The organism is Imbroritus primus (assembly GCF_964332355.1).
Lineage (GTDB): Bacteria > Pseudomonadota > Gammaproteobacteria > Burkholderiales > Burkholderiaceae > Imbroritus > Imbroritus primus.
On the sequence record NZ_OZ201293.1, the window covers coordinates 2,914,977 to 2,931,506 of the forward strand.

At 63.3% G+C, this 16,530-nt stretch carries 14 protein-coding genes; all 14 read right to left on the minus strand.

The window, feature by feature from the left end:
- Nucleotide 1: 1 nt before the first annotated feature.
- The 14 genes from murA to ACQ3C8_RS13475 all read right to left on the minus strand — a co-directional run bounded on the left by murA (nucleotide 2) and on the right by ACQ3C8_RS13475 (nucleotide 16,338).
- The gene (murA, locus tag ACQ3C8_RS13410; RefSeq protein ID WP_428851833.1) at nucleotides 2–1,255 is read right to left on the minus strand and encodes a UDP-N-acetylglucosamine 1-carboxyvinyltransferase; all 1,254 of its coding nucleotides are present in this window, start codon (nucleotides 1,253–1,255) and stop codon (nucleotides 2–4) included.
- A gap of 52 nt (nucleotides 1,256–1,307) precedes the next feature.
- Entirely contained in the window at nucleotides 1,308–1,553 is a 246-nt protein-coding gene (locus ACQ3C8_RS13415; protein WP_428851834.1) for a BolA family protein, read from the minus strand.
- A gap of 22 nt (nucleotides 1,554–1,575) precedes the next feature.
- Nucleotides 1,576–2,376, minus strand: a complete 801-nt coding sequence (locus ACQ3C8_RS13420) for an ABC transporter permease (RefSeq protein WP_428853084.1) — start codon at nucleotides 2,374–2,376, stop codon at nucleotides 1,576–1,578.
- A 29-nt stretch (nucleotides 2,377–2,405) separates the two neighbouring features.
- Nucleotides 2,406–3,344 (minus strand): ABC transporter ATP-binding protein, encoded by a 939-nt coding sequence (locus ACQ3C8_RS13425; RefSeq protein WP_428851835.1) that lies wholly within the window; start codon nucleotides 3,342–3,344, stop codon nucleotides 2,406–2,408.
- 218 nt (nucleotides 3,345–3,562) lie between these two features.
- Entirely contained in the window at nucleotides 3,563–3,868 is a 306-nt protein-coding gene (locus ACQ3C8_RS13430) for an STAS domain-containing protein (RefSeq protein WP_009523974.1), read from the minus strand.
- A gap of 62 nt (nucleotides 3,869–3,930) precedes the next feature.
- Entirely contained in the window at nucleotides 3,931–4,560 is a 630-nt protein-coding gene (locus tag ACQ3C8_RS13435) for an MlaC/ttg2D family ABC transporter substrate-binding protein (protein WP_009523973.1), read from the minus strand.
- Between the two features lie 202 nt (nucleotides 4,561–4,762).
- A complete protein-coding gene (locus tag ACQ3C8_RS13440; RefSeq protein ID WP_428851836.1) occupies nucleotides 4,763–5,542 on the minus strand; it encodes an MlaA family lipoprotein in 780 nt (259 codons plus the stop codon).
- A 30-nt stretch (nucleotides 5,543–5,572) separates the two neighbouring features.
- Nucleotides 5,573–6,112 carry an outer membrane lipid asymmetry maintenance protein MlaD gene (gene mlaD / locus ACQ3C8_RS13445; RefSeq protein WP_009523971.1) on the minus strand — a complete coding sequence of 180 codons (540 nt, stop codon included), beginning with the start codon at nucleotides 6,110–6,112 and terminating at the stop codon, nucleotides 5,573–5,575.
- 12 nt (nucleotides 6,113–6,124) lie between these two features.
- Nucleotides 6,125–6,895, minus strand: coding sequence for a lipid asymmetry maintenance ABC transporter permease subunit MlaE (mlaE, locus tag ACQ3C8_RS13450; RefSeq protein WP_009523970.1), 771 nt, complete (start codon nucleotides 6,893–6,895; stop codon nucleotides 6,125–6,127).
- Entirely contained in the window at nucleotides 6,892–7,713 is an 822-nt protein-coding gene (locus ACQ3C8_RS13455) for an ABC transporter ATP-binding protein (RefSeq protein ID WP_037030942.1), read from the minus strand. Before ACQ3C8_RS13455 ends, mlaE begins: the two co-directional genes overlap by 4 nt.
- Nucleotides 7,714–7,843: 130 nt before the next feature.
- Nucleotides 7,844–8,854: a tripartite tricarboxylate transporter substrate binding protein gene (locus ACQ3C8_RS13460; protein ID WP_428851837.1), complete on the minus strand. Its 1,011-nt coding sequence runs from the start codon at nucleotides 8,852–8,854 to the stop codon at nucleotides 7,844–7,846.
- A 267-nt stretch (nucleotides 8,855–9,121) separates the two neighbouring features.
- A complete protein-coding gene (locus tag ACQ3C8_RS13465) occupies nucleotides 9,122–10,585 on the minus strand; it encodes a glutamate synthase subunit beta (protein ID WP_428851838.1) in 1,464 nt (487 codons plus the stop codon).
- A gap of 105 nt (nucleotides 10,586–10,690) precedes the next feature.
- Nucleotides 10,691–15,463: a glutamate synthase-related protein gene (locus tag ACQ3C8_RS13470; protein ID WP_428851839.1), complete on the minus strand. Its 4,773-nt coding sequence runs from the start codon at nucleotides 15,461–15,463 to the stop codon at nucleotides 10,691–10,693.
- 173 nt (nucleotides 15,464–15,636) lie between these two features.
- Nucleotides 15,637–16,338, minus strand: a complete 702-nt coding sequence (locus ACQ3C8_RS13475; protein WP_428851840.1) for a transposase — start codon at nucleotides 16,336–16,338, stop codon at nucleotides 15,637–15,639.
- Nucleotides 16,339–16,530: the final 192 nt, after the last annotated feature.

Below are 16,530 nucleotides of genomic sequence, written 5' to 3' on the forward strand. Positions count from 1 at the left end.
CTCATGCGGAGATGCGGCGGATCTTGGCGCCCACGGCGCTCAGTTTGTGCTCCATGCGGTCGTAGCCGCGATCGAGATGGTAGATGCGGTCGATCAGCGTTTCGCCCTGGGCCACGAGGCCAGCAATCACCAGGCTGGCCGAGGCGCGCAGGTCGGTCGCCATGACCATGGCGCCGGACAGGGCCGGGACGCCGGTCACCACGGCGGTGTTACCTTCGATGGCAATGTTCGCGCCCAGCCGGTTGAGTTCCTGCACGTGCATAAAACGATTCTCGAAGATGGTCTCGGTGACCGTCGCCGCACCCTCCGCGACGGCATTGAGTGCCATGAACTGGGCCTGCATGTCGGTCGGGAACGCCGGGTATTCGGACGTGCGAAAGCTGACGGCACGTGGCCGCCCGCTCATGCGCACGCGGATCCAGTCGGTGCCCGACTCGATCTGCACACCGGCCTCGCGCAGCTTGTCGAGCACGGCATCGAGGATCGTCGGGTCGATGCCGCGCAGTGTGACATCGCCGCCCGCCGCAGCCACGGCGCACAGGAAGGTGCCGGCCTCGATGCGGTCGCCGACCACGGTGTGGCTGGCCCCGCCAAGCCGCTCGACGCCCTGGATCACCAGACGGTCGGTGCCGATACCTTCGATGTGCGCGCCCATCTTCACCAGCAGGTGGGCGAGGTCGCTGACTTCCGGCTCGCGCGCCGCGTTCTCCAGCACGGTCTCGCCCTCGGCCAGCGTCGCAGCCATCAGCAGGTTTTCGGTGCCGGTGACCGTGATCATGTCGGTGATGATGCGCGCACCCTTCAGCCGTTCGGCGCGGGCATTGATGAAGCCGTGCTCGATCGTCACGCTCGCACCCATGGCCTGCAGGCCCTTGATGTGCTGGTCCACCGGCCGTGCGCCGATGGCGCAGCCGCCAGGCAGCGATACCCGCGCCTCGCCGAAGCGTGCCAGCAACGGACCCAATACCAGGATCGAGGCCCGCATGGTCTTCACCAGCTCGTACGGGGCTTCCGGCGAATTGATGCCGGCGCCGTTCAGGAGAACGCTTTCGCCCTCCTGCTCGGCACGCACGCCCATCTGCCGCAGCAGGCGCAGCATGGTGCGTACGTCCTGCAGGTTGGGCACGTTGCTGAGATGGACATCCTCGGCCGTCAGCAATCCCGCACAGAGGATCGGCAGTGCCGCATTCTTGGCGCCGGATACCTGGATGTCGCCATGCAGGGGACCGTTGCCTTCAATCAGTAGCTTGTCCATACAGACTCGTTTGGTGGTGGTGGGCGCCGCCAGCCGGGCGGCGCAATCAGGTTCAGCCGGCCTGGCCGGCCCACTCTTCGGGGGTCAGCGTCTTCATCGACAGGGCGTGGATTTCCTCGCGCATGCGGTCCCCGAGCGCCTGGTAGACCAGTTGATGGCGCTGGATCAGGCGCTTGCCGACAAACGCTTCGCTGACGATGGTGGCGAAGAAGTGCTGCCCGTCGCCCTCGACGGACAGATGCGCGCACGGCAGGCCGGCGGCAATGTAGTTTTTCACGGCTTCAGGAGTAGGCAACATGATGAATGAACTCGACGAAGAATCAGTGACGCAGCTTGAATCCGGTACGCAGCATATGCAGCGCGATCGCCGCCACGGTCACGAACGCCGCCAGCATGATCAGCAGGCTGCGCAGCGGCGGCACGTCGGACACGCCGAAGAAACCGTAGCGGAACCCGTCGATCATGTAGAAGAACGGGTTGGCATGCGACACAGCTTGCCAGAACGGCGGCAACGAGTGGATCGAATAGAACACGCCAGACAGGAAGGTCGCGGGCATGATCAGGAAATTCTGGAAGGCCGCGAGCTGGTCGAATTTCTCGGCCAGGATGCCGGCAATCAGCCCTAGTGTACCGAGCACGCCCGCGCCCACCAGGGCGAATACGAGAATCCAGCCGGGATGCGCGAACGACAGATGCGCGAACCACGCGGTCACCACCAGCACGCCGCAGCCCACCGCCAGGCCGCGTACCGTGGCGGCCAATACATAGGCGCCATACATCTCCCAGTGCGACAGCGGCGGCAGCAGCACGAACACGAGGTTGCCGGTGATCTTGGACTGGATCAGCGAGGACGAGCTGTTGGCGAAGGCGTTCTGCAGCACACTCATCATCACCAGGCCGGGTACCAGGAATGCGGTGTAGGTGATCTGGTCGTAGACCTTCACGCGGTCTTCCAGCACATGGCCGAAGATCAGCAGGTACAACAGCGCTGTCAGCACCGGCGCGGCGACGGTCTGGAAACCAACCTTCCAGAACCGCAGGATTTCCTTGTAGAACAAGGTGCGGAACCCCACCAGGCTGCCGACCGTGCCGGTAGCGTCGCCGGGAATGACGGGTTTCATGTCTACCGCGGGCTTCATATCCACCGGCTTCATGCGACCGACTCCATGGCAGTATCAGCCACCGCGCCTTCACGGCGCATGATCTGCACGAACACGTCTTCCAGGTCGGCCTTCTGCACTTCCAGGTCCTCGATAACGCAGCCTGCCTCGCGGCATGTGGCCAGAATGCCTTCGACCTCATCGTAGCCGGACAACCGCAGGCGAATACCCTGCTCGGCCGGACGTCCCGGAATACGGCGTGCCTCGAGCGCTGGCGGCAAGGGTGCGCCGGACAGCGACAGGGCCAGTTGCAATCCGGCAAACTGCTTGAGCAGGTTGCGCGTGGTATCGAGCGCCACCACGTCGCCAAACTTCAGCATGGCGATGCGGCCGCACAGCGACTCGGCCTCTTCCAGGTAGTGCGTGGTCAGGATGATCGTATGCCCCTCGCGATTGAGACGCGAAATGAATTTCCACAAAGTCTGCCGCAACTCCACATCGACCCCGGCAGTTGGCTCGTCGAGCAGGATCACCGGCGGCCGGTGCACCAGCGCCTGGGCCACCAGTACGCGCCGCTTCATGCCCCCCGACAGGGCGCGCATGTTGGCGTCGGCCTTGCTGGTGAGGTCGAGGTTCGCCATGACCTCATCGATCCAGTCGTCATTCCGGCGTAAACCGAAATAGCCAGACTGGATACGCAGGGTCTCACGCACCGTAAAAAACGGATCGAACACGAGCTCCTGTGGCACGACGCCCAGCAGCCGGCGCGCCATGCGATAGTCCGACACCACATCGTGCCCGAGCACGCTGACGCGCCCCGAGTCGGCACGATTGAGTCCGGCGAGGATCGAGATCAGCGTCGTCTTGCCGGCGCCATTCGGGCCCAGCAGACCAAAAAACTCGCCCTGCTCGACCGACAGGCTGACGCCCTTGAGCGCATGCAGGCTACGGTACGATTTGTGGACGTGACTGATTTCTATGGCTTTCATGGCCAATCCGGGCGGACCCGCGCGCCGGCAAACGTCCCGGCATCACGACACATGGTCATGCGCCAGCAGAATGCGACGGGGGCAAGAGATGAACAACCTGAGATTATAGGGGATGGCGGCCCTGGCCTGCTGAATGCCATGCACCTGGCGGCGCATGGATTGGCAACAGAATGTGACCGTAAAACCGCTTAAAAGACCACTTACCGGGCGAATACGCGTCAGTGTGCGACGGTGGCGGTCGCGGCATTAGCGGCCAACGCGGCGGTCTGGAAGCCGAGCAGCTCCGCCACACCATAGACCGAGGCGAGACTGAGCAGTTGCGCCGGCGGCCGCTGGATCACGAGTTGCCGTTGCTGCGCCTGCGCCGCTCGCTGCCAGCCCAGCAGCACGGCAATGGCGGCGGAGTCGATCTGCGTCAAGGCACCGCAGTCGACCGACAAATCACCATGCGCCAATTGAGCGAGCCCTTCCTGGAGGGTTTCTGTGGCATTGCGATTGGTCAGGGCAGCGGCGAGCGTCAGCATGGTGCAATCCAGAACGAAACAGGGAGTCCCCGGCACGGCCGGGGCCCGGGATCAGCAGGGAATCAGGACTTGGCAGCAGCCAGCTGGCGGTTGCGGTCCTGCAGGAACTTCAGCAGGCCATCGATGCCCTGCTGGCTGATCATCTGGCTGAACTGGCTGCGATACGCCTCGATCAGCCAAGCGCCCAGCACGTTGATGTCATAGACCTTCCAGCCGGCGGCGGTCTTTTCCAGGCGGTAGTCGAGCTGGATCGGTTCGCCGTTGTTGATGACCTGGGTCCGCACGACCACATCGGTATCCTCGGGCGCAGCGCGGAACGGGCGGTACTGCACGGTCTGATCGCGAATCTGCGAGATCGCGCCGGCATAGGTACGTACCAGCAGTTTCTTGAACTCATCGGTAATCTGCGCCTGCTGCTGCGGCGTGGCTTGCGACCAGGCACGGCCCATCACGAGCTGGGTGGTTTTCTGGAAATTGGCATAGGGCACGATCTTCTGATCGACCAGCGCGATGATCTTGGGCACATTGCCGGCCTGGATATCCTTATCGGCCTTGACCGAGGTCATCACATCATTCACGAGGGACTTGACCAGGCCATCAGGCGTGGTGGCATCCTGCGGCGCCGCAGCGGCACCCACGGCGACCAGCGTCAGGAGCGATGCCAACAGGGGAGCAAGAAGCTTCTTCAACATGAACAGTCCTTTACAGAGTTAAGGGCAGACCACTTGCCCGACCACGTCACGCAGTGCCGGACATTGCGTTGGACGATCGCAGGTCTGCGCAAGTTCGTCGAACCTCCGCCAAATCACGCGAGATTCACAAAATGTTGCAAAGAAATGCGCGCGTTTTGCGATGGCAGACATTGCCTGCGCGCATCCATCACCATCCGGTCAGTTACTTCGACTGGACATCCGTTCCACCAGCCGGCGCGGCCGGTGCGGGATCGCTTGTGGAATCAGACGGTGCCGGCGGAAGCGGCGGATTGCCGTCGTACACCAGGTATTCGCGGCGCTGCAGGTAGCTATCACGCAGGAAACTGTATTTGTCCAGCGCCGCCGCTTCGAGCAGCGAGGTGGTGCCAAGCAGGCGTGAGCGCTTGTCGATCACGAACAGCCCCGCCAGCGAGTATTGCAGGGCTGTGCTGTCCATATAGGCGAGCGGCTCCAGCTGCAGGTCCACCAGCATGCCCGCGGTATCGCGCACCGTACTTGGTCCGAGCAGCGGCAACACCATGTACGGGCCGGACGGCAGGCCCCAGTAGCCGAGCGTCTGGCCGAAGTCTTCCTTGTACTTGGGCAGGCCCGCCGGCGTGGCGATATCGATCAGGCCGCCAAGGCCGAACACGGAATTGATCGCGACACGCATGGTGTCTTCCGCCGCACGGCCGGGCTTGGCCTGCAGCAGATTGTTGACCGCCGAATACATGTCGCTGAAATTCGAAAAGACATTGCCCACCGCTGTCCGCACCGGCGACGGCACGTAATCGGCGTAGAGCTGCGCCACCGGCTTGATGATGCCGGTATCGAGATCCTCGTTGATGCGGTGGATTTCGCGGTTCATCGGCTCAAGCGGATCGCGCGGATTGGCATTCGGCCCGGTAGCACAGGCCGAGAGCGTAGCGATCATGACAGCGGCAGCCAGCGCGCGGGGACGGAAAAAGGCGGCAGGGTTCACGGAAGCATCCTGGAGTAAACGGTCTTGTTGTTATGGTAGGGCAGGCTGCGGCGGCAAGCCGGGCGGGGTGAGCGTGGGCGCAGCCGGTGCAGCAGGCGCCGCTTTTTCGCCACCCGCGTCGGCAGCCTTGTTATAGAGGAACTGGCCGATCAGGTTCTCGAGCACCACGGCCGACTGCGTCATGGTGATGCGGTTGCCATCGGCCAGCATGGCCTCGTCGCCACCTGCCTCGAGGCCCACATACTGCTCGCCAAGCAGGCCGGAAGTCAGGATCTTGGCGGACGAGTCCTTGGGAAACTTGTAGCGCTTCTCGATGTTCATCACCACGGTCGCCTGGTAGGTCTTGTCGTCAAAACGGATCTCGGCGATCCGGCCGACCACGACCCCGGCGCTTTTCACCGGCGCGCGCGGCTTGAGGCCGCCGATGTTGTCGAAACGGGCGAGCACCTGGTAAGTCGGCTCGAAGGACAGGGAGCTCATGTTGCCCGCCTTGAGCGCCAGAAACAGCAGAGCCGCCGCGCCGATCAGCACAAACAGCCCCACCCAGAAATCGAGCACATTCTTCTTCATGATTGTTGTCCGTCAGGTGCTGAACATCAACGCGGTCAGCAAAAAATCGAGGCCGAGCACGGCCAGCGAACTGAGCACCACGGTACGCGTGGTGGCACGCGATACGCCCTCGGGCGTCGGTTTCGCCTCATACCCCTGGTACACGGCGATGAACGTCACTGCCACGCCAAACACCAGGCTTTTCAAGACACCATTGAGCACGTCGTCGAACACATCGACGCCGCCCTGCATCTGCGACCAGAACGCGCCTGAATCGACGCCGATCAGCTGGACACCGACGATATAGCCGCCCATGACGCCCACCGCACTGAAGATCGCGGCGAGGATCGGCATGGCCAGCACGCCGGCCCAGAACCGCGGCGCAAGCACGCGCTGCAGCGGGTTCACCGCCATCATCTCCATGGCGCTCAACTGCTCACCGGCCTTCATCAGTCCGATTTCCGCCGTCAGCGAGGTACCGGCGCGCCCGGCGAACAGCAAGGCGGTCACCACGGGGCCGAGCTCGCGCACCAGCGACAGGGCCACCAGCAGGCCGAGCGCCTGCTCCGACCCATAGCGGTTGAGCGTGTAGTACCCCTGCAACCCCAGCACGAAGCCAACGAACAGGCCAGACACGGCGATGATCACGAAAGACCGGTTGCCGACGAAGAACATCTGGTCCACGATCAGCTGAAAACGGCGCAGGGCCGCCGGACTCATGCCCAGCACGACGAAGAACAGCCGTGTCGCATGGCCAAGGTCGACGATCGTCTCGCGGACCTTGGCGCCAATCGCCGAAATCATGTGCGCTCCCCTTGCGTCAGGCCGAAATCGTTCGCCAGTCCCGCGCCGGGATAGTGGAACGGCACCGGGCCGTCGGCCTGGGCGTCGACGAACTGCCGCACGAACGGATCTGAAGACGCCCGCAGGGCTTGGGGCTCGCCTTCCGCGGCAATGCGGCCATTGGCAATGAAGTAAACGTAGTCGGCGATCTGAAAGGTTTCATGCACGTCGTGCGAGACGATGATCGACGTCGCACCGAGTGCATCGTTGAGCTGCCGGATCAGCTTGGCCGTGAGCCCCAGCGAGATCGGATCGAGGCCGGCAAACGGCTCGTCGTACATGATCAGGGACGGATCGAGCGCAATCGCCCGCGCCAGCGCCACACGCCGCGCCATGCCACCGGAGATCTGCGAGGGCTGAAGGTCGCGTGCGCCGCGCAGCCCCACCGCGTTCAGTTTGAGCAGCACGAGGTCGCGGATCATGGCCTCGGGCAGATCGGTGTGCTCGCGCAGCGGAAACGCCACATTGTCGAACACCGACATGTCGGTGAACAGCGCGCCGAACTGGAATAGCATGCCCATCTGGCGGCGCGCCTCGTACAGCGCACGCGTAGACATGGCGGGAATGTTGTCGCCGTTGAACAGCACCTCGCCCTGCTGCGGACGAACCTGGCCGCCAATCAGCCGCAATACCGTGGTCTTGCCACAGCCTGACCCGCCCATCACGGCCACGACCTTGCCGCGCGGAAAATGCATGTTCAACCCGGAAAGAATGGTTCTTTCACCGGGTTGATAAGCAAAATCGACGTTGCGCAAGGCAACAACAGGAGTATCTGACAAGGGCGCGGACCGATTTCGGGAGAGTCGCCATTATAAAAGGGATCAGCTCTGTTCGTTTCCAAGTGCGTGGAAACATCACATTCCTTGGTGGGAATTGACAATATTTTGCGTTTTTTGGAAAGCTCGACCGTCATTCCGCCAGCGCGGGCGTTTCGCCCAGTCGCGCCGTTCGATGCCATCGGCTCGCATCATCGTGCAATGTCGCCGCGAACGACTGCGGCGTATCCACCAGCGGCACCAGACCGGCCACGGCCAGACGCTCGCGCACATCGGCCGATGTCAGTGTGCGCCGCAGCTCACTGGCCAGGCGCTGGACGATCGCCTGGGGGGTGCGAGGTGGCGCGAACAACCCCAGCCACTGCTCGGCCGTGTAGCCGTCGTAGCCTGATTCGCGAAAGGTGGGAACCGCCGGCAAGAGCGCCGAACGCGCCTCGCCGGTCGCGGCTATCACCCGCAGCTTACCGCTGCGGACCTGGGCCTGTACCGAGGGCAGGGCACAGAAACATGCACTGATGCGGCCCGCCAGCATGTCCTGCACCACAGCAGCCTCACCCTTGGCGGCCAATTGCGGCACGTCACCCTGCCGGCTCGCCCTGTCGGTATATAGCCAGGCCAGGCTGCCAGCTGTCCCGTATCCGTAGCTATAGGCTTGCGGCCGGCTGCGCAGCAGCGCCAGCCACTCGGCGACAGTGTGCGCGGGAATACGGGCGTCGATCACCAGGAACAGGGGCGCGATCGCCACGCGGCCCACCGGTGTGAGGTCGCGCGCCGGATCGGGCGCGCGCGGCTCGCGCCCCGGCTGGAGGGCGAGGCTGGCCTGCTGCAGCAACAGCACATGGCCATCTGCGGCAGCCCGGGCCACGGCCTCGCTGGCCACGGCGCCATTGGCGCCGAGCCGGTTGGACACCGTCACGGGCACGTCCATCTGCCGAGTAAGGCGTTCGGCCAGCAGTTGCGCCAGGACATCCTGCGCGCCGCCCGGCGGAAAAGGGATGACGAGATCGATGCTGCGCGCCGGATATCCCGAAGGGCCAGTCAACAGAGGCGCGACAGCGAGCGCCTCGGCGCCGGCGCCCTGCATGAGGCCGCCTGCCAGCAACAGCCCGGCGAGCAGGTGGATGAAGACAGACCAACCTGCCAACCTGCGCAATCGACAAACGGCATGGCAAGGCATGTCGGACATGGCAAGTCGCTCCCGAAGGCAATTGCGGGCGCAAGCCACCACGCGCCGCAATCGTCAGGAGATTGTAGGCATGACGATGGCGTGCTGATTACCCATGTAAACCATGAGCGGATCCAGGCTGGGCAAAGAAAGACGGGGCCGACGGCCCCGTTGGAAGCGCCAGTCCCCGGTGGGCTGACGCGTACCGGCCAGGCGAACCCGACCGGAATGCCATGTCAAGGCGCCTCAGCGCGGCAATTCGGAATGCCCCATCAGGTAGGCATCGACGGTACGCGCGGCCTGGCGGCCTTCGCGGATCGCCCAGACCACAAGCGACTGGCCGCGGCGGATGTCCCCGGCAGCGAATACCTTGGGCACGTTGGTGGCATAGGCCTGCTCGCCTTCCGTGGCCGCCTTGGCGTTCTGGCGGGCATCACGGTCGACGCCGAAGGCCTCGAGCACCGAGCCGACCGGGTTGGTAAAGCCCATGGCCAGCAGCACGAGGTCGGCCTTCAGCGTGAACTCGCTGCCGGCAACTTCCTGCATGCGGCCGTCCTTCCACTCGACGCGAACTGCCGTCAAGCCGGTGACCTTGCCATTTTCGCCCGTCAGCGCCTTGGTCGCTACCGACCAGTCACGCTCGCAACCTTCTTCGTGCGACGACGAGGTGCGCAGCTTGATCGGCCAGTACGGCCAGACCAGCGGCTTGTTCTCGGATTCGGGCGGCTGCGGCAGCAGCTCGAATTGCGTCACCGAGGCGGCGCCGTGACGATTGGACGTGCCCACGCAATCCGAGCCCGTATCGCCGCCGCCGATCACGATGACGTGCTTGCCGTCTGCGCGGATCGGGTTCTTGCCGTCGCCGGCCACTTCCTTGTTCTGCGGGATCAGGAATTCGAGCGCATAGTGCACGCCTTTCAGTTCGCGGCCTGGCACCGGGAGATCGCGCGGCACTTCGGATCCACCGGTCAGCAGCACGGCATCGAACTGGTCGAGCAGCGACTGTGCGGAAACCACTTCACGCGCATCGTTGACGATGCCCGCCGGCATGTTGTCGCTGCCCACCAGCACGCCGGTACGGAAGGTCACGCCTTCGGCCTGCATCTGCGCCATGCGGCGGTCGATCAGGGTCTTTTCGAGCTTGAAATCGGGAATGCCGTAGCGCAGCAGGCCGCCAATACGGTCGTTCTTCTCGAACAGCGTCACGTCATGGCCCACGCGCGCCAACTGCTGCGCCGCTGCCATCCCGGCGGGTCCGGAGCCGACCACGGCCACCGTCTTGCCGGTCTTGTGCGCCGGCACCTGCGGCTCGACCCAACCCTCTTCCCAGGCCTTGTCGATGATCGCGTGCTCGATCGACTTGATACCCACCGGCTCGTCGTTGATACCGAGCGTACAGGCAGCTTCGCACGGCGCCGGGCAGATACGGCCCGTGAACTCGGGGAAGTTGTTGGTGGAATGCAGCACCTCGATGGCGCTCTTCCAGTCCTGGCGATACACCAGGTCATTGAAGTCCGGGATGATGTTGTTCACCGGACAGCCGTTGTTGCAGAACGGGATGCCGCAATCCATGCAGCGCGCGCCCTGGAGCTTGGCGGCCTGGTCATCCAGCGCCAGCACGAATTCCTTGTAGTGGCGCACACGCTTTTCAGGCGCTTCATAGCCCTCGTTCTGGCGCGGAAATTCCAGAAACCCTGTTGCTTTTCCCATCTTGATTCCTTGTGGGGAAGGTCCGTGATATCGCAGACGCTCCGGTCATGCATTGCTTCTGCATTCTGCTGCGGCACCTGGACCGCAGCAGAATGGCAAACCCAATCAGGCGACCAGCACCTCGCTCGCTGGTCCCTGGCTCTTCTCGTACATTTCCGCCAGTGCGCGCTTGTACTCGGAAGGGAACACCTTCACGAACTTGCGGCGGGCGCTCGCCCAGTCGGCCAGCAGTGCCTTGGCACGCTCCGAACCGGTATAACGGAAGTGCTTCTCGATCAGGTCTTTCAGCAGGACTTCATCGAGATGCGGCTCGCCCTTGACGTTGTGCCAGCCGGCCATGCTTTCCGCCTTTTCCTGCTCGGCGGCCGACAGCACCGGCTCGAGCGACACCATGGCGGTATTGCAGCGCTTGGCGAACAGGCCGTCCTCGTCGTACACGTAGGCGATACCGCCCGACATACCCGCCGCGAAGTTGCGGCCCGTCACGCCAAGTACGACTACCGTGCCACCGGTCATGTACTCGCAGCCGTGATCACCCGTACCCTCTGCCACAGCGATGGCGCCCGAGTTACGCACCGCGAAACGCTCGCCGGCCACGCCGTTGAAGTACGCTTCGCCGGCAATCGCGCCATACATCACGGTGTTGCCGACGATGATGTTCTGCGTCGGTTCGCCGCGGAATTCGTGCGGCGTACGCACGATGACCCGGCCGCCCGACAGGCCCTTGCCGACATAGTCGTTCGCGTCGCCAACCAGATCCAGCGTCACGCCATGCGCGAGGAACGCACCGAACGACTGGCCAGCCGTGCCCTGCAACTGGATGTGGATGGTGTCGTCCGGCAGCCCCTCATGACCATAGCGTTTGGCGACTTCGCCCGACAGCATCGCGCCGACGGTACGGTTGACGTTCTTGACCGGCTGGATGAACGACACCCGCTCGCCTTTCTCGAGCGCCTGCCTGGCCTTCTCGATCAACTGGTGATCAAGCGCCTTTTCCAGTCCGTGGTCCTGCACATCGCTCTGCAGGCGCGGCAGATCTTCCGCCACCGGCACGTTGTAGAAGATGCGCGAGAAGTCGAGGCCACGCGCCTTCCAATGTTCCACGCCAGCCTTCATGTCGAGCAGGTCGACACGGCCCACGAGTTCATCGAAGGTGCGAATGCCGAGCTGCGCCATGAGTTCGCGCGCCTCTTCGGCAACGAAGAAAAAGTAGTTCACCACATGTTCCGGGCGACCCTTGAATTTCTTGCGCAGCACCGGGTCCTGCGTCGCCACGCCGACCGGGCAGGTGTTCAGGTGGCACTTGCGCATCATGATGCAGCCTTCCACCACCAGCGGCGCGGTCGCAAAACCGAATTCCTCTGCGCCGAGCAGCGCGCCGATCACCACGTCGCGGCCAGTTTTCATCTGACCATCTGCCTGCACGCGGATGCGGTTGCGCAGGCCGTTGAGCATCAATGTCTGCTGCGTTTCGGCGAGACCCAGCTCCCACGGCGTGCCGGCATGCTTGATCGACGACCACGGTGACGCACCGGTGCCGCCGTCGTGACCGGAAATCACCACGTGATCGGCCTTGGCCTTCGACACACCGGCAGCGACCGTACCCACACCGACTTCCGATACCAGCTTGACCGAAATGTCGGCGCGCGGGTTGACGTTCTTCAGGTCATGGATCAGCTGCGCCAGATCCTCGATCGAGTAAATGTCATGGTGCGGCGGCGGCGAGATCAGGCCCACGCCAGGGACCGAGTAGCGCAGCTTGCCGATGTAGTCGGACACCTTGTGGCCCGGCAGCTGGCCGCCTTCGCCCGGCTTGGCGCCTTGCGCCATCTTGATCTGGATCTGGTCAGCCGAGACCAGGTATTCCGCCGTCACACCGAAGCGTCCCGAGGCCACCTGCTTGATGCGTGAACGCAACGAATCGCCATCCTGCAGTTCCGTGTCGCTGACGATCACGTCATTGCCAACGATGCCTGCGACCGTATCGCCCTTCTTGATGGGAATGCCGCGTAGTTCGTTGCGGTAGCGGCGCTCGTCCTCACCACCTTCACCCGTGTTCGACTTGCCGCCGATACGGTTCATGGCGATAGCCAGCGTGCTGTGCGCTTCGGTCGAGATCGAGCCGAGCGACATCGCACCTGTGGCAAAGCGCTTGACGATTTCCTTGGCCGGCTCGACTTCCTCGAGCGGAATCGCCTTGGCCGGATCCAGCTTGAATTCGAACAGGCCGCGCAGCGTCATGTGGCGCTTGCTCTGGTCGTTGATCAGGTTGGCGTATTCCTTGTATGTCTGGTACGAATTCGCGCGCGTCGAATGCTGCAGCTTGGCGATCGAATCCGGCGTCCACATGTGGTCTTCACCGCGGATGCGGAAAGCGTATTCGCCGCCGGCGTCGAGCATCGAGGCCAACACCGGATTGTTGCCGAACGCATCGCGGTGCAAGCGCAGCGCCTCCTCGGCAACTTCGAACAGGCCAATGCCGCCGACATTCGAAGCAGTACCCTTGAAGTACTTGTCGACCAGTTCGCGGCTCAGGCCGATGGCCTCGAAGATCTGCGCGCCGGTGTACGACATATAGGTCGAGATGCCCATCTTGGACATGACTTTCTGCAGGCCCTTGCCGATGGCCTTGGTGTAGTTCTTGATCGCCTTTTCCGGCGACAGGTCCCCCGGCAGCGACTTCGACATTTCCGCCAGCGTCTCGAGCGAGAGGTACGGGTGCACGGCTTCCGCGCCATAGCCGGCGAGCAGCGCGAAGTGGTGCACTTCGCGGGCCGAGCCGGTTTCGACCACCAGGCCGGTACTGGTACGCAAGCCCTTTTCGACCAGGTGCTGGTGCACGGCGGAAGTGGCCAGCAATGCCGGGATCGCAACCTGGTCGCCACCCACGCGGCGATCGGACACGATCAGGATGTTGTAGCCCGACTTGACCGCATCCACCGCTTCGGCGCACAGAGATGCCAGGCGTGCTTCGATACCTTCCTTGCCCCAGGCGAGCGGATAGCAGATGTTCAGCTCGTACGAACGGAACTTGCCGCCGGTGTAGTGCTCGATCTTGCGGATCTTGGCGATGTCCTTGAAGTCGAGCACGGGCTGGCTCACTTCGAGCCGCATCGGCGGGTTGATGTTGTTTGTGTCCAGCAGGTTCGGCTTGGGTCCAACGAAGGACACGAGCGACATCACCATGTTCTCGCGGATCGGATCGATCGGCGGGTTGGTGACCTGCGCGAACAGCTGCTTGAAGTAGTGGTACAGCGTCTTGTTTTTGTTCGACAGCACGGCCAGCGGCGAGTCGTTGCCCATCGAGCCGGTGGCTTCCTCGCCGGCAATGGCCATCGGCGCCATCAGGAACTTGATGTCTTCCTGCGTAAAACCGAAAGCTTGCTGCCGGTCGAGCAGGCGCGCGGCCGGCGTACGCATGAGCAGGTCCTGCGCAGCCAGGTCATCGGGCATCGGCTCGAGTTCATCGAGCTTGATCCGCACCGCGTCGACCCAACTCTTGTATGGCTTGGCGTTGGCGAGGTTGTCCTTGAGTTCCTTGTCGTCGATGATGCGGCCCTGCTCCATGTCGATCAGGAACATCTTGCCCGGTTGCAGGCGCCACTTCTTGACGATCTTCGACTCGGCGAACGGCAGCACGCCGGCTTCCGACGCCATCACCACGTAATCGTCATCGGTGACGTAGTAACGCGCCGGACGCAGGCCATTGCGGTCCAGTGTCGCACCGATCTGGCGGCCATCAGTAAAGGCAATCGCCGCCGGACCATCCCACGGCTCCATCATCGCTGCGTGGTACTCGTAGAACGCGCGGCGATTGTCATCCATCAGCGTGTGCTGTTCCCACGCCTCCGGGATCATCATCATCACAGCGTGGGCAAGCGGATAGCCCGCCATCGTCAGGAGTTCAAGACAGTTGTCAAACGAAGCGGTGTCGGACTGGCCAGGGTAGATCAGCGGCCACAGCTTCTCGAGATCCGCACCGAGCACCGGCGAAGAAATCGAGCCGGTCCGTGCGTTCACCCAGTTGACGTTGCCCTTGACGGTGTTGATTTCGCCGTTGTGCGCCACGAGGCGGTATGGGTGGGCCAGTTCCCAGGCCGGGAAAGTATTGGTCGAGAAGCGCTGATGCACCAGGGCGAGCGCCGAGACCGTGCGCGGATCGGCGAGGTCGCGGTAGTAGCGGCCGACCTGCTCGCACAGCAGCAAACCCTTGTAGACGATGGTGCGCGCCGACATCGACGGCACGAAATATTCCTTGCCGTGCTTCAGCTTGAGCGCCTGAATGGCGTGGCTGGCGGTCTTGCGGATGACGTACAGCTTCCGCTCGAGCGCATCGGTGGTCATGATGTCGCGGCCGCGGCCGATGAAGATCTGGCGGATCACCGGCTCGGTTTCGCGCACCGTCGGCGACATCGGCATGGACTTGTCGACCGGCACGTCGCGCCAGCCCAGCATAATCTGGCCTTCGAGGCGAACCGTGCGCTCCAGTTCCTGTTCGCACGCCAGTCGGGAAGCGTGCTCCTTGGGCAGGAAGACCATGCCGACGCCATATTCGCCGGCTGGCGGCAACTTCACGCCCTGCGCCGCCATTTCCTCGCGGAACAGCTGATCGGGGATCTGCAGCAGGATGCCCGCACCGTCGCCCATCAGCGGATCCGCGCCGACGGCGCCCCGGTGGTCGAGATTCTCGAGGATCTTCAGGCCCTGCTGGACGATCTCGTGGTTGCGATGACCCTTGATATGGGCAATAAAACCCACGCCGCAAGCGTCATGCTCGTTGGCGGGATCGTACAGGCCTTGGGCGGCGGGTAAAGTCTGCTGCGAATGTGCGTCCACGGTGGTCTTCCGGTTGCGTGAGGCGCGACCGGAGCCTTCCATGACGACGCGACATCGGCGCGGGGTCAGAAGAGAGGGCGCAATGGCGCGCCGCACAATTTCTGTGGGTGAAAAGCACTATACGAGATCGATTTCCCGCGCGCAAAATTTTTAAATGGGGTCGGATAACCATTCCATTCTGGTGCATCATGCGCACCATAATAAATAGGGACAGATTAATTCGATCCGGTCGTTGCCCTTGGTGGACGGCCCTTTGCCAAGGGACTGACGCGGCGCTCGGCAGTACGCGCGAGACGCGCGAGAAAAGCCTCATCCCCCAGTGGCCAGCCGCTATGCACATGCGTGCGCAGGTGCTGCAGCCGCAAACTCGACAGCCCTTCCACGCAGTACTCGCGGTAGCGCAGCTGGCGCTCAAATGGCGTGTTACCGAGCGCCCAGTAATCAGAGTGATCACTCACCCATGAAATGGACTCCAGGCCCGCATGATGGCGGAAGCTGCTCCAGCGATAGTGCTCCGGCATTGCCACTATTCCTGCCCGCACCGGATTCGAATCGACGTAGCACAGCAGCGGCAGCAGGTATTCGGCGGGATCGAACAAGGTCGAGCGAAAGCGCCCTTCCCACAAGGTGCCGGAACGCCCGGTTAGCAGATTGACCTGCCGCGTGTAGCGCCGACCCACGGCCTGCATCGTCTTGCTGAGGCTATCGGCCTGGCGCGGCGTGCCGATCAGGTGGATATGGTTGGGCAGCAAGGCAAAGCCGTGCACGGCAAAGTCGTGCTCGCGTGCCGCCATGCGCAGACAGTCGAGGTACAGCGCATAGTCGCCATCGGCAAAAAACACTGGCTGCCGATTGTTGCCCCGCAACAACACGTGCACCGGCACCCCCGCCATCTGCAAACGCGGCAATCTGGCCATGCAAACCTCCTTCGGAAGTCAGCATGGTAACAAATCTGTCCCCATTTATGGGCCATCTGTGAGCCGTCGGCACTGCAATCTGCCAACCATGGATCGGTAGCCACTTCGCCTGGCAGTATTGGAGTTCTGTAGCGAGAAAGCCCACCGGCCATCCGGCGGAACTCCCGGGATGTGGTGGAGGCGGGCGAAAAG

Bases quoted from the DNA above. Each gene is read 5' to 3' on its own strand.
- murA (WP_428851833.1), bottom strand. From the start codon at position 1,255: ATGGACAAGCTACTGATTGAAGGCAACGGTCCCCTGCATGGCGACATC.
- ACQ3C8_RS13415 (WP_428851834.1), bottom strand. From the start codon at position 1,553: ATGTTGCCTACTCCTGAAGCCGTGAAAAACTACATTGCCGCCGGCCTG.
- ACQ3C8_RS13420 (WP_428853084.1), bottom strand. From the start codon at position 2,376: ATGAAACCCGTCATTCCCGGCGACGCTACCGGCACGGTCGGCAGCCTG.
- ACQ3C8_RS13425 (WP_428851835.1), bottom strand. From the start codon at position 3,344: ATGAAAGCCATAGAAATCAGTCACGTCCACAAATCGTACCGTAGCCTG.
- ACQ3C8_RS13430 (WP_009523974.1), bottom strand. From the start codon at position 3,868: ATGCTGACGCTCGCCGCTGCCCTGACCAATCGCAATGCCACAGAAACC.
- ACQ3C8_RS13435 (WP_009523973.1), bottom strand. From the start codon at position 4,560: ATGTTGAAGAAGCTTCTTGCTCCCCTGTTGGCATCGCTCCTGACGCTG.
- mlaD (WP_009523971.1), bottom strand. From the start codon at position 6,112: ATGAAGAAGAATGTGCTCGATTTCTGGGTGGGGCTGTTTGTGCTGATC.
- mlaE (WP_009523970.1), bottom strand. From the start codon at position 6,895: ATGATTTCGGCGATTGGCGCCAAGGTCCGCGAGACGATCGTCGACCTT.
- ACQ3C8_RS13465 (WP_428851838.1), bottom strand. From the start codon at position 10,585: ATGGGAAAAGCAACAGGGTTTCTGGAATTTCCGCGCCAGAACGAGGGC.
- ACQ3C8_RS13470 (WP_428851839.1), bottom strand. From the start codon at position 15,463: ATGGAAGGCTCCGGTCGCGCCTCACGCAACCGGAAGACCACCGTGGAC.
- ACQ3C8_RS13475 (WP_428851840.1), bottom strand. From the start codon at position 16,338: ATGGCCAGATTGCCGCGTTTGCAGATGGCGGGGGTGCCGGTGCACGTG.